This window comes from Streptomyces sp. NPDC030165 (assembly GCF_055573595.1).
This window is the reverse complement of the sequence record NZ_JBVIBD010000017.1, coordinates 1-14,074: the sequence shown is the minus strand read 5'-3', so window position 1 is coordinate 14,074 and position 14,074 is coordinate 1. Positions and strand designations below refer to the sequence as shown.

At 72.1% G+C, this 14,074-nt stretch carries 4 protein-coding genes; 3 read left to right on the top strand and 1 reads right to left on the bottom strand.

The features are described 5' to 3' along the window. The first annotated feature begins 530 nt into the window (after nucleotides 1-530). Entirely contained in the window at nucleotides 531-1,574 is a 1,044-nt protein-coding gene (locus ACZ4Z1_RS28350; RefSeq protein ID WP_468489474.1) for a ketoacyl-ACP synthase III family protein, read from the top strand. A gap of 198 nt (nucleotides 1,575-1,772) precedes the next feature. Here ACZ4Z1_RS28350 and ACZ4Z1_RS28345 read toward each other — a convergent pair whose 3' ends face one another. Continuing rightward, nucleotides 1,773-2,534 carry a 3-hydroxyacyl-CoA dehydrogenase gene (locus ACZ4Z1_RS28345; RefSeq protein WP_468489473.1) on the bottom strand — a complete coding sequence of 254 codons (762 nt, stop codon included), beginning with the start codon at nucleotides 2,532-2,534 and terminating at the stop codon, nucleotides 1,773-1,775. A gap of 978 nt (nucleotides 2,535-3,512) precedes the next feature. On the opposite strand from ACZ4Z1_RS28345, the gene ACZ4Z1_RS28340 reads away from it, so the two are divergent. Together ACZ4Z1_RS28340 and ACZ4Z1_RS28335 are read left to right on the top strand one after the other, a co-directional pair. Continuing rightward, a complete protein-coding gene (locus ACZ4Z1_RS28340) occupies nucleotides 3,513-12,329 on the top strand; it encodes an SDR family NAD(P)-dependent oxidoreductase (RefSeq protein WP_468489472.1) in 8,817 nt (2,938 codons plus the stop codon). Between the two features lie 16 nt (nucleotides 12,330-12,345). After that, nucleotides 12,346-14,074, top strand: a 1,729-nt coding sequence (locus ACZ4Z1_RS28335; protein WP_468489471.1) for a condensation domain-containing protein, incomplete at its 3' end; no start/stop codon positions are given.

The following is a 14,074-nucleotide window of genomic DNA, read 5'->3' as shown; positions in this document are numbered from 1 at the left end:
CATCGGCGGGCGTACTTACGGGGGCCGCCCTCGGCCTGACTGCCCGGCTGGAAGTTCTTCGGCCGGGTGGCCGGTCCATTCCGGGGCTCCGGGGTCCTGGCCGGTGCATGTGTGAGTGCGGATGCCGCTACGCCGGCCCACCGACGACGGGCAGTGACAGTGGTTGGGCGATTGCTTCGCGGCACGAGGAACTGGGGTGTCCCTGACGTCCGGATCTGGCCCGTTCAGGCCCTTGCGGGCGTGCGCCGCTCGTGATCGCGGTGGGCTGCCAACCCGCCGGGGCGCGTGTTACGTTACGGAACGATCAAGGGGTGTGGCGGGGCGAGGTGTCCGAACACACCTGATACATGCCTGGGTTGAGGCGTATGTGCGCCGAGGACGCCGCGGGTCGGGGGAGTTCGCTGATCAATAGATCGGCTGGGTGACGCGTCCGCCGTGCGGTACGTACCGCGTCGACGGGCCGTCCGCTTCGCGCTTCCTTCGTTTCCGCGGCCGCAGTCCCCGGCCGGGGCGAGCAGGGAGAAGCGAAGATGCGTTGGAACGACGTCTACGTCGATGCGGCAGCGGTGCGGCCGGGGCGCCGGGAGTCCGTACGGCAGGCCGTGGCCGAAGGGCGTTACGACGCCGCGGAGTGCGAGGCCGACGACCTGCTCAGCGTCAGCGTCGTGGACGACACCAGTCACGCGGACATGGCGGTGGAGGCCGCGCGGCTCGCCCTGAGCCGTAGCCGCGTCGCCCATGAGGACTTCACGCTCGTCGCGCACGTCACCAGCTCCGGATTCCAGGGGCTGGACCACTGGTCCCCGGCGGCGTACGTCCAGGCACGTACGGTCGGCGGGCGGGCCTCAGCGCTGCAGCTGCACCAGGCGTCCAACGGTGGCATGGGCGCGATCGACCTGGTCGCGGCGCACGTGGCGGCCCGGCCGGCGCCCGGCGCCGCGCTGATCACCACCAGCGACAAGTACCACCTGCCGATGTTCGACCGGTTCCGTTCGGACAAGGGAGGACCGCGGGGTGACGGTGCCACCGCGCTGGTGCTGACGCGTGGCTCGGGCGTGGCCCGGCTGCTGTCCTCGGTGGTGATCGCCGACACCACCCACGAGGGCGCCTACCGGGGCACACGGCCGTGGGCCACCGTCTCGGGAGAGCACGGGTGGCCGATCGACATGCGCCAGCGCCTCAGGGAGTACCTCAGCACCGGTGCGAACGTGCCGGAGCTGGCCGCTTCCATCGCCGCCGGCCAGCGCGCGGCGATGGAGGAGGCGATGGGCGAAGCGGGCGTCCGGCTCCAGGACGTCGCCCGGTTCGTGTATCCGGTCGCCGGGCGGTCGGTGGTCGACTGGGACGCGGTCAAGCGGGACTTCGGCGTCGACATCGCACAGACGACGTGGGAGTACGGGCGTGAACTCGGCCACCTGGGCGCCGGCGACCAGATCGCCGGACTCGCGCACCTGCTGGAGACCAAGGCCGTCGGGCCGGGTGACAAGGTCGTGCTGTCCGGTCTCGGGCAGGGGTTCACCTTCGGCTGCGCGGTGCTGGAGGTTGTGGCTGAGCCTGAGTGGGCAAAGGGGTAGGAGCGCCGGCGGTCGTACGGGGGCGAAGGCGCTTGCCGGAGTCGTCGGGTGTGAAGGGGCCGGGGCGGGCCCGGACCGGCTCCCTGAGCCCGGACCGGCCCCCGGCCAGGACCCGCTCCGACCCGACCTTGACGGGCCTCGCCCGGGTTCGAAGGGCTCCGTCCCGGCCCAGGCCGGGGCCCGGTCCCGCCGTTCCGGTCACCGGGGAGGCATCCGCAGGGCGCCGTCGAGGCGGATGGTCTCGCCGTTGAGCATCGGGTTCTCCGCGATGTGGGCGACGAGCGAGGCGAATTCCGCGGGGTCGCCGAGCCGTGACGGGTGGGGTACCTGCCGGCCGAGCGCCTCGACGGCGGAGTCGGGGAACACGTCGAACATCGGGGTGTGGAACAGCCCCGGTGCGACGGTCATCACGCGGATTCCCGACGAGGCCAGGTCCCGGGCGATCGGCAGGGTCATGCCCACGATGCCTCCCTTGGAGGCCGCGTAGGCGGCTTGGCCGACCTGCCCGTCGAAGGCGGCGATGGACGCGGTGTTGACGATGACGCCCCGTTCCCCGCCGTCCGCCGCCTCCGTACGGCTCATGGCCGTCGCGGCGAGGCGGGTGACGTTGAAGCTGCCGATCAGGTTGACCTGGACGACCTTGCTGAACGCTTCCAGGGGGAAAGGGCCGTTCTTGCCGGTGGTCTTGAACGCGTTGCCGATGCCGGCGCAGTTCACGGCGATGCGGAGTGTGCCGAGGTCCCCGGCGATCCCGATCGCCGCGGTGACGTCCTCCTCGCTGGTCACGTCCCCGGGGGAGAAGACGACGCGCTCGCCCAGTTCCGCGGCGACGTCCTTGCCGCGTGCCGAACGGCCGAGGATGACCACGCTCGCGCCCCGGTCGCGTAGTTCGCGCACCGTCGCCAGGCCGAGGCCGGACGATCCGCCGGTGACCAGCGCGACGCTTCCTTCGATCCGCACGTGTTGCTCCTGTCGTGTGTGGTGGCGAGGTGGGGTGTGTGGGGTGGTGTGAGGCGTGAGGATGTGCGAGACGGGCCGGGAGGGGGAGTGAGCCGGGGCGGGGTGCTTGGTGTCACGCCGTCACGGGAGCGGGGTGAGCCGGGTGACCGGCGCTCATCCGGTCCCGTCGGGAATCTCCGGCCGCCCGGTTTTTCGGCTCGTACGGTGGGCCGAGGCGTACGCGGATGACCGCACCGCGGTGAATCGGGGACGTGACGGCGAGTGGCCCGGCAGAAGCGGGCGCCGCGGGGCCGAACCGAACGATACGGCGGTCCGTGGTTCCCCGCTTTGTGCGGGCCACCGTCGGGCGACCCGCATTTCGGCGAACACGGTCAGACTTTCCCACACCATGCGTCCACAGAACAGCGCCGGTGGCATTTGTCCGTGTGTGCGTACGGCGCGGAAGGCGTAGAAATCGGGTGATTGCCGTGCCGTCAGAGGCTCACTTCCAGGCAATCCTTGGAGTGTGACGACGGCATCACGCTCTGTGTATTGATCCGTCTATTGATCTTCGATAGCGTGACCGACGGCGGCAGGGACGAGTGCGGATGAGCACCGGTCCCAGCCGCGGCGGTCCAGCGGCGATGTGAGCCGGGGCCCGCCTGCGACGGGGGAGTTGCGGGGGGAGACGCAATGCTTTTCGGTGAGTTATAGCGGTTTGCCGACGGTTCTTCACTGTCGTGCCGCTTTCCCTTTACTTCTGTGGCGTCCAGGGCTTCGCGGTGCCCTGCGCGCGTGATCTCCTTCTCGACGAGGGCGCATAGCCATGCGTGTCTCACAGCGAGTCGGCAGATTCGTTTTGTATGTCCATCCGCGCGCTGAACCATTTCTTCTGCACCCGGAGTTTTCCCATGGCTCCGGCAGTTTTCCCAGGCTGGCCCGGTGTCGGGCCGGTGCCGGGCTCCACCGCCGGTTCCACGCTGTTCTGGATGGATAGAGATGACCGAATCGCCGACGTTCGAAGAGACCTTCACCGTCACCGCCGACAACCCGCTCCTGCACGGGCACGTCGTGTACGGGCGCCACCTCATGCCCGGCGTCGGCTACGTGGACCTCGTGCTCCAGGTCCTCGCCCGGCACGGCCACGCCGTACGCGACGTCGAGCTGCGCAATCTCACCATCCTCGCGCCGCTGGTCGCCGCCCCCGGCGAGCGGGTGCTGACCACCGTGACCGGGCGCCCCGCACCGACGGGAGGCCTGCGGATCGAAGTGCGCAGCCGACGCCCGCAGGACACCGTGGACGTCCTGCACGCGGTCGCCGCAGCGCACCGGCACGACCCGCCGCTGTTCCACGACCGCCTTCCGCTCCCGCTCGGCGCGGTGGAGCGGCGCACCCCGCTGGCCGACCTCCACACCTGGCTCCGGGAGCACGAACTGGTGCACTCCGGCCTGATGAAGGCCTGCGGCGTCGTACACCAGCGCCGCGACGACCGGATCACCGAGCTGGAGCTCGACCCGGCCCACCACGACAGCGCGGACGGTTTCCTCTTCCACCCGGCGCTCTTCGAGGCCGGACTGCTCGGCGGCAGCATGGGGATGCACATGCTGCGCGAAAGCAGCGAGGGCGAGGGCCGCCAGGAGCTCTACCTGCCGCTGGTGTTCGAGTCGTTCCGGGCGGCAGCGCCCCTCGGCAGGCGCTGCTACGTCAGGGTGCCGGCGGCGTCGGCACACCGGGACGACGAACTGATGCGGCTGGCGGTGGAGTTCTACGACGAGACCGGGGCCAAGATCGCCGAGGTGGGCCGGCTCGTGGCCAAACGGGTACGGGCCGAGTCGGCCCTCGATGTCCGCAGTGGACCGGACGCGGGCGGGCCGGGCAGGGGCGGTGGGCTCGGGGACGCGGGCGCGGGCAGGGTTCCGGGTGCGGTGCCGGAGACGGAGCCTGGCCCGGGCATTGCGGCCGGGACGCAGCCCCGGGCCGGTGCTGACGCCGGCACGGCGTCTTCGGCCACCGCACCAGCCATGACCGCCACCCCCACCAGCACCGCGCCGACCACCCCCGCCACCGGCTCCGCCCTCGCGGACCTGCTGCGGGAACTGATCGCGGCGCGCCTGGAGGTCCCCGCGGCGCAGATCGACCTGCACGGCGGCTTCTACGAGCTGGGGCTTGCCTCGGCGGACCTGGTGTCCCTGGTGCCTGACCTGGAGGACAGGCTGGCGGTGCCGCTGTCCCCGACGCTGATGTTCGAGTACCGGTCCATCGCCGATGTCGCGGCGTGGCTCGCGGAGTACGTGGCCGAGCGGCGCGGGACGGCCGTACGCGCTGCCGCGACTCCGGAGGCGGTGGCACGTACCACGGAGGAGGGGCCGTCCGTGGCGACCGTCCGCGCCGCGCTGGCCGACGACGTGTCCGCCGTACTGGAGGTGCCGGTCGCGGAGGTGGACCCGTACGCCGAGTTCGAGGAGTTCGGCTTCGACCGGACCGGCCTCGCTCACCTGGCAGCCCGGCTGAACGACCGGTACGCGACGGCGCTCACCCCCGCTGTCTTCGCCGAGTACCGCACGGTGCAGGCGCTCGCCGCGCACCTGGCCGGCACCGCGCACGAGCAGCCGGCGGACCCCGACACCTCCGCCGCGCGCTCCCCGGAGACCCGCCCGCACCCGATGCTGCACAGCGCCGTACCGGACGACGACGGCACCGCTTACCGAACACGGTTCACCGGCGACGAACCCTTCCTGCGGGACCACCAGGTCCGCGGCGACCGCGTTCTCCCCGCCGTCGTACAGCTGGAGATGGCGCGGGCGGCAGTCGCGAGCACCCTGGACGCGGGGGCCCCGGGACGTGTCCGGCTCGACGACGTGGTGTGGCTGCGCCCGGCGACCTGCGGTCCGGACGGGCTGGACGTGCGCGTGAACGTTCGTGCGCTGCCCGGGTACGGCTGGGAGTACGCGATCCACCGCGTCGGTGACGACGGGGAGCGCACACTGTGCAGCCAAGGACGTGCGAGCCTCCAGGACACCGGCGTACGCGTCCTGCCGCCGCTGGAGGAGTTGCGCGCGTTCTGTGCCGAACGGGTCGTCCCCGCCGCGGACGTGTACGAGCTGTACGCCCGGGTCGGCATGGACTACGGCCCGGCACAGCGGTCCCTGGCCGCCTTGCACATGGGCACGGACGAGGCAGGGCGGGCGCAGGTGCTCGCGGAGCTCCGGCTGCCCGGCGCGGCGGAGCGGCTGGACGACTGTCCGCTGCACCCGAGCGTCATGGACGGTGCTCTGCAGGCCACCATCGGGCTGTGGCTGACGCCGGAAGGGGCGGCCGGCCGGCCGGCGCGCGCTGCCCTGCCGTTCGCCCTGCGCCATGTGGAAGCGCTCGCCGCCACCGGGGAACGGGCGTACGCCTGGGTCCGGCATCAGCAGGGGAGCGATGCCCGGGCGGCCTCCGCACGGCTGGACGTCACCGTGTTCGACGAGCGTGGCCGGCTGTGCGCCGACCTGACCGGACTGAGCACGCGGGCCTTGGCGGACACCCCGGAGACCGCGGACCGTACCCCGCACGCGAGCCCGGCGGCCGCCGCCCCGGCCACGCCGCCACAGAACGCGTCGGCCGCGCCCCGGCCCGCGACCGCCCACCCCGGCGCCGCCACCCCGTCCACCCCCGTCACCGACATCGCGATCGTCGGCATGAGCGGCCGCTACCCCGAAGCGGCGGATCTCGGCGAGTTCTGGCAGAACCTCCGCTCGGGCCGTGACTGCATCCGCGAGGTGCCGGCGGAACGCTGGGACCACCGCCGGTACGCCGACATCGGCGGCTCCTCCACGGGCCGGTGGGGCGGCTTTCTCGACGGCATCGACCGTTTCGACCCGCTGTTCTTCCACATCTCGCACCACGAGGCGGAGTACCTCGACCCCCAGGAGCGGCTGTTCCTCCAATGCGCCCACCACGCGCTGGAGGACGCCGGGTACACCGGCGAACTGCTGGCCCGCGCCGCGGCCGATCCGGACGGTGCCGCCGCCTCCGTCGCGCCGTCGGGCAAGGTGGGCGTCTTCGTCGGCGTGATGTACCAGGACTACCAGCTGTACGGCGCGCAGGCGCAGGAGCGCGGCCGGGCGCTCGCGCTGTCGGGCAGCGCCTCCACCATCGCCAACCGGGTGTCGTACTTCTACGACTTCAACGGCCCCAGCATCGCCGTGGACACCATGTGCTCGTCCTCGCTGACCGCCCTGCACCTGGCCTGCGAGGCCATCAAGAGCGGCCAGTGCGGGACGGCGCTCGTCGGTGGGGTCAACATCAGCTCGCACCCGAACAAGTACGTGCTGCTCAGTCAGCGCCGATTCCTGTCCAGCGACGGGCGCTGCCGCAGCTTCGGTGAGGGCGGCGACGGTTATGTGCCCGGTGAGGGCGTCGGCGCCGTGGTACTCAAGCCGCTGGCGCGGGCGGAGGCCGACGGCGATCACATCCACGGTGTGATCAAGGGAACCGCGCTCAATCACGGCGGCCGGACATCCGGTTACTCGGTGCCTTCGGCGGCGGCACAGGGCGAGGTCATCGCCGAGGCGCTCAGGAGCGCCGGTGTCGATCCGCGGGCACTGAGCTACCTGGAGGCGCACGGCACCGGCACGGCGCTCGGGGACCCGCTGGAGATCGCCGGTCTGACGCGGGCCTTCCAGGGGCGGGGCGCACTTCCGGAGAACTGCCCGGTCGGCTCGGTGAAGTCGAACATCGGGCACTGCGAGAGCGCGGCCGGCATCGCGGGCCTGACCAAGGTGCTCCTCCAGATGCGGCACGGCGAGCTGGTGCCCAGTCTGCACGCGGACACGCTCAACCCGCGCATCGACTTCGACCGCGCCCCTGTGCGGGTGCAGCGGCGCCTGGAACCATGGCACCGGCCCACACTGGAGATCGACGGCGAGCGCCGGACCGTTCCCCGGATCGCGGGGGTGTCCGGTTTCGGCGCGGGGGGTTCCAACGCCCATGTGATCATCGCGGAATACGAGGCCCGGGCCCACGCCGGGATCCCGGACTCGCTCCCGGCCCCGGCCGCGCTGCCGTCTGCCGCGCTTCCGTCCGCCCGGAGCGGTCGCCCCGCGCTGTTCGTGCTCTCCGCGCAGAGCGAGGGCCAGCTCGCGGAACAGGCCCGACGGCTGCTCGTCCGCCTTGCGGAGCTGACCGACGACGTACTGCACGACGTCGCATGGACCCTCCAGGTCGGCCGGATGGCGCTGGAGGAGCGGCTGGCCTTCGCCGCGACCTCGCTCGACGACGCCAGGCAGCGGCTGGAGTCCTTCCTCGCCGACCCGCGACGGCCGGGCGCGTGGGCACGGGGCACGGCCCGCAGGCGCCGGGAGCAGCCGGCCGGCGCGGACGACACCGTGCGGGCGGCCGTGGCGGACTGGACCGGGCGCGGCGTGTACGGCGGGCTCCTGGACCTGTGGGCCGACGGCGCCGCCGTGGAGTGGGAGACGCTGCACCCCGCGGGCCCGCCCGCCCGGCGCATCAGCCTGCCCGGCTACCCCTTCGCCGGTGACCGGTGCTGGATCGACCTCGACGCGGACGACGCGGCCGTGCTGCCGCTCGCACCGTCCCCGGCGCCGGACGAACCGGTCACGGCTGCCCACCGGCCGGGCGGAGTCGGGGAAGAGCCCGACGAACTCATCCTGCTGCGCCCCGTGTGGGTCGGGCAGGAGTCCGCGCACGGTGAGAAGCGGATCCCCGCGGACGGTTTCGCGGAACACCATGTGATGGCCGTCGGGCACCTCACGGCGGAGGATCAGGACGCCCTGCGTGCGGCACTGCCGGACGGCGTTCACCTGCACGTCGCGGTACCGGCCGACGGTTCGCTGGACGCCCGGTACACCGAGGCCGCGGCGCGCCTGTTCACGCTCGTACGCGATGTACTCGAAGGCGGTCCGCGACGGCCCACGCTGCTCCAGGTCGCGGTGGTCGGCGGCACCGGCGTGGACGCCGCCGAGCGGGACCGTCTCGCCTGCTTCGGCGGCCTGGCGGGACTGCTCAAGACGGCCCGCCTGGAGAACCCGCTCCTGCACACGCAGTACGTGGAGTGCCTCGACGGCAGCTCACCGGTCACGGTCGCCGCCCGGCTGATGTCCGAGGCGGAATCCGGCGCCGAACCGGAGGTACGGCACCGAAACGGCCGGCGGCATGTCGGCCGCCTGGAGGAGATCCCCGCGGGCCGGCCCGCCGCCGTGCCGTGGAAGGAGGACGGCGTCTACCTCGTCACCGGAGGCGCCGGAGGTCTCGGCCGGATCGTGGCGCAGGAGATCGCCGCGTCCACCGGACACGCCACCGTGGTGCTGACCGGCCGGTCACCGCTCGACGGCGCGAAGCGGAACGCATTGCAGGCGCTGCGCGCGGCCGGGCTGACCGTGGACTACCAGCGCGCCGACGTGGCCGATCGCGCTTCGGTCGCCCGCGTACTGGCGCACATCGCCGACAACCACGGCCCGCTGACCGGCATCGTGCACAGCGCCGGCATCGTCGATGACAAACTCATCCTCCGCAAGACCTCCGAGGAACTGCGGCGGGTCCTCGCGCCCAAGGTGGCCGGGCTGGTCCATCTCGACGAGCTGAGCCGGGACCAGCCGCTGGACACGTTCGTCTGCTTCTCCTCGATCTCCGGCGCGTTCGGCAGCGCAGGGCAGGCGGACTACGCCGCGGCCAACGCGTTCATGGACGCCTACGCGGCCCACCGCAACCTCCTCGTCGACACGGGCCTGCGCAGCGGCCGGACCGTGTCCGTCAACTGGCCGCTCTGGGACGAGGGCGGCATGGGGGACGAGACGGTCAGGGAGAACCTGCGCGAAGCGGGTCTCGCCACCCTGGACACCGCACGCGGGCTGACGGCCCTGCGCTGTGCCCTGGCCCCGCGCGACAACGACCTCACGGAGGGCAGGCTGCTCGTCGTCGTGGGCGGCCGCGGCACCGTGCTGTCCCGGCTCGGCGCGCACACTTCCGAGCACGGACGCTTCGAGCACGGACGCTTCGAGTACGGAAGCTCCGAGCGCGGAAGCTCGGAGCGAGGAAGCGATGCCGCGTCAGCACCTGCCGCGGTATCCGCCCCCGCATCCGTACCGGTTTCCCGTCCCGGACCGGACCGGGAGCTGGCGGACCGGTCGGTAGGGCACCTGCGCCGGCTGCTGGCGGCGGTCCTGAAGGTGGGGCCCGAGCGCCTGGACGTCGAAACGCCGCTGGACCGGTACGGCATGGACTCCGTTCTTGCGGTGAGCGTGACCGCCCAGCTGGAGGAGACGTTCGGCCCGTTGTCCCGCACCCTGCTCTTCGAGGTGCAGACGGTCCGTGAGCTGGCCGAGCACTTCGCGGCCGAACACCCGCAGGCCCTGCGCACGCTGCTCGGCGAGCCCGCGGAGCGGGCAGCGGCCGAGCCGACCGGATCGACCGGAACGCCCGGAGGTACCGCAAAGGCTGAAGCCCCCGTGCCCCCGCTCGCCCCCGTCACACAGCCCCCGGCCCCGACCGCTTCACCCGCCCCTGCCCCGCCTCGTGCGGCCTCTCGTCCCATGGCCACGGAGCAGGCCGCCGCGCACCGTACCGTCGGGGACATCGCGATCATCGGCGTCAGCGGGCGGTACCCGCAGGCCGACGACCTCGACACGCTCTGGACGCACCTGCGGGACGGCAAGGACTGTGTGACCGAGGTGCCGGCCGACCGCTGGGACACCTCCGGCGCGGGTGCCCGCCAGTGGGGCGGGTTCCTCGACGGTATCGACCGGTTCGACCCGCTGCACTTCGGGATCTCGCCCCGCGACGCCAAGGCGATGGACCCGCAGCAGCGCCTCTTCCTGGAGACCGTCTGGCACCTTCTGGAGCAGAGCGGCGTGACCCAGGACGCCATCGAGCGGCGCTACGGGCGGCGCGTCGGTGTGTACGTCGGGGCGGCCTACCAGATGTACCGGGCGGACGCGTCGGACCCGGCGCTCGCGGCGGTCACCGCGGCGGCGTCGTACAACCTGATCGCCAACGGCGTCTCGTACTTCTTCGGGCTGGAAGGGCCCAGCCTGGCCGTGGACAGCATGTGCACGTCGTCCGCCATGGCCGTGCACCTCGCCTGCGCCGACCTGCGGCGCGGGGAGACCGAACTGGCCGTCGCCGGCGGCGTGAACCTCAACGTCCACCCGGACAAGTACCTGGCCCTGTCCGAGCTGCAGCTGCTCGGCAGCCACCCGGGCAGCCGCAGTTTCCGCGACGGCGACGGCTACCTGCCCGCCGAGGCCGTCGGTGCCGTGCTGCTCAAGCCCCTGGACGCGGCGCTGCGCGACGGCGACACGGTGCACGCCGTCATCAAGGGCACCGCCTCGACGCACAGCGGCCGGGCCAGCGGGTTCATGTCACCGAGCCACCGCACGCAGGTGAAGGTCATGCGGCAGGCGCTGGAGCGGGCAGGCGTCGAACCCGGGTCCGTCGGATACGTCGAGGCCGCGGCCAACGGCTCCCCGCTGGCCGACGCGGTCGAGTTCCGTGCCCTGCGGGAGGTGTTCGGCGGCGTGGCCGGGCCGGTGGCGCTCGGCAGCGTGAAGTCGAACCTGGGGCACCCCGAGGCGGCCTCCGGCATCGCCCAGCTCACCAAGGTCGTCCTGCAGCTGCGGCACGGGCAGCTGGCGCCCCTCGTCGCGGCCGGCAGCCCCAACCCCGACCTGGACCTCGACGGCACGCCCCTGCGGCTGTGCGACCGGCCGACGGCCTGGGAGCCCGGCGGTACGGCCGGCACGGACGGCCGCCCGGTGCCGCGCCGGGCGCTCGTCAACTCGGTGGCGGCCGGCGGGAGCCACGTCAGCCTGGTCATCGAGGAGCCGCCGCAGGCCGCGGCGGCCCCGCCCGACGTCCAGGACACCCGGCCCCAACTGGTGCTGCTGTCCGCCAGGGACTCCGAGCGGCTGCGTACGGCAGTACAGCGCCTGCACGGCTTCCTGGAGCGCGACGACACGACCTCCCTGGCGGACATCGCGTACACCACACAGCTGGGCCGTGAGGCACAACCCGAACGGCTCGCCGTGGTCGCGCGCACCCGGGAGGAACTGCGGGAGGCGCTGGCGTACCAGCTCGCCCAGGACTGCGGATCCGCGGCCCCGGACGGAGCGGTCACCACGGCGGCCGTCCCGGCGCACCGCGGCAACGCCGAGGACAACGCAGGTCCGCTGGGCGCGGTGCTCCACGGGCGCCGGGGCGAGGCGTTCCTCGCCGCGCTCATCGAGGACGGTGACCTGGAACGCCTCGCCGAGCTGTGGGTGTGCGGCGCCAAGGTGCCGTGGCACGGGCTCCACCCGGCGCGCCGGCGCCTGGCGCCGGTCCCGGCCACCGCCTTCGCGGCGGAGAGCCACTGGGCCGGACCCGTACCGGCCGCCCACCCGGCCCCTTCGGGCAGCGACACCACCGCCCCGTCCGGAGCCGTCTCCGGCCTGCCGGGCAGCACCGCGCAGCCCGGGCGAGCACAGACAGACCCCCGGCACACCGGCGCCCGGCACACCGTGGCCGCGGCCTGGGCGGAAGTGCTGGGCGTCGCGGCCGACCAGCTCGACGGGAAGAGCAGCTTCTTCTCCTTCGGCGGCAACTCCCTCCTGGCGGGCCGTCTGATCAATCTGCTGAAGCAGCAGACCGGCGTGGAACTGCCCGTCCGGGCCGTCTTCGACGCTCCCCGGCTCGCCGAGATGGCAGCGGAACTGGAGCGCCGTACACCGGCCGGACCCGCCGGCACGCGGCCGGCGGACGACATCCTCAAGAGCATCGCCCTCGTCGAAAGCATGGACGACGAAGAGCTCGACGCTCTGGTCACCGAGAACTAGGCAAAGGGGACGGATGATGGACACCCTCCATCAGGGCGGCGAGCTGGACCCGGTCCGGAAGTTCCGGTCCATGCCCGCCAAGCGGCAGCGCGCCCTGCTCGCACTGCTCAAGAAGCAGGGCGTCGACGTCTCCGCCTTCGACGTCGTCCCGCGGCTGCCCCGCTCGGCGGACACCCCGCTGCACCTGTCCTTCGCCCAGCGGCGCCTGTGGTTCCTGGCGCAACTGGACGGAACGAGCGCGTACTACAACATCCCCATGGCGGTGCGGCTGCGCGGCCGCCTGGACCGCGACGCGCTGATCCGCGCGCTCGAAGCGGTGGTCCAGCGCCACGAGGTGCTGCGCACCCGCCTGGTGAGCCACGACGGCGTGCCGTACCAGCACATCGGCGACGGCTCGGACTTCACGGTCCGCGAGGAGGACCTGGCGGACCCGGCGCAACTGCCCCTGATCTGCGAACGGGAAGCGGTCGCCCCCTTCGACCTCGAACACGACCCGCTGATCCGGGTCCGGCTGCTGCGCCGGTCCGAGCAGGAGCACGTCCTACTGGTGACGATGCACCACAGCGTGTCCGACGGCTGGTCGGTCGGTGTGTTCTTCCGTGACACGGCCGCGTTCTACGAGGCGTACCGCGAGGGCGGCACGGGCGGTGCAGGCGGCGCCGCGCCGCTGGAACCGCTGCCCGTCCAGTACGCGGACTACGCCGACTGGCAGCGCCAGTGGCTCGGCAACGAGGTGCAGGCACGCCAGGTCGCCTACTGGAAGCGGCAACTCGCCGGCGTCGACCCGCGGCTGAGCCTGCCCACCGACCGCGAGCGTCCTGCGGTCAAGACGTACCAGGGCTCCCACGAGACCTTCACCTGCCCGCCGGAGCTGTTGAAGAGCCTGCGCGGTCTCAGCGAGCGGTACGACGTCACCCTGTACATGACGCTGCTCGCCGCCTACACCGTCGTCCTGCACCGCTACACCCAGCAGACCGACATCGCGGTCGGCACGGTCGTCGCGAACCGCAACCGTATCGAGGTCGAGAATCTCATCGGCCTGTTCGCCAACACCCTCGTGATGCGTACCGACGTCTCGGACGACCCGGCATTCCCCGAACTCCTGGCCCGGGTGAAGAAGACCGCACTGGAGGCGTTCGCCCACCAGGACGTGCCCTTCGAGGCCGTGGTGGAATCCCTCCAGGCGGAACGCAGCCTGGCCCACTCACCTGTATTCCAGACGATGTTCGTTCTCCAGGAGGAGCGCACCGGGCGTGAGTCGAAGCTCGGCGAGGTCGACGTGTCCCTCGTCGACTTCGACTTCGACATCACCAAATTCGACGTCACCCTCGAACTCCGGGAGGCACCCGAAGGCCTGACAGGTGTCATCGAATACAACACCGATCTCTACGACCGGGAAACGATCCAGCGCTTCATAGGCCACTACACCACCCTCCTCACCGCCGTCACCGCCGAACCGGAGACGAAGATCTCCCGACTGAGTTTGCTCGACGCTGCGGAGCGTCGGCGGGTGTTGGTGGAGTGGAATGCGTCCGGTGTGTCCGGGGTGTCGGGGGAGCGGTGTGTGCATGGGTGGTTCGAGGAGGTGGTGGCGGGTTCTCCGGGTGCGGTGGCGGTGGAGTTCGAGGGTGTTTCGTTGACGTATGGGGGGTTGAACGGTCGGGCGAATCGTCTGGCGCGGTTTTTGCGTGGGTTGGGTGTGGGGCCGGGTGTGCTGGTGGGTTTGTGTGTGGCGCGGAGTGAGT

Excerpts from the sequence above, each read along its gene's own strand:
- ACZ4Z1_RS28350 (WP_468489474.1), top strand. The coding sequence starts at position 531 with ATGCGTTGGAACGACGTCTACGTCGATGCGGCAGCGGTGCGGCCGGGG.
- ACZ4Z1_RS28340 (WP_468489472.1), top strand. The coding sequence starts at position 3,513 with ATGACCGAATCGCCGACGTTCGAAGAGACCTTCACCGTCACCGCCGAC.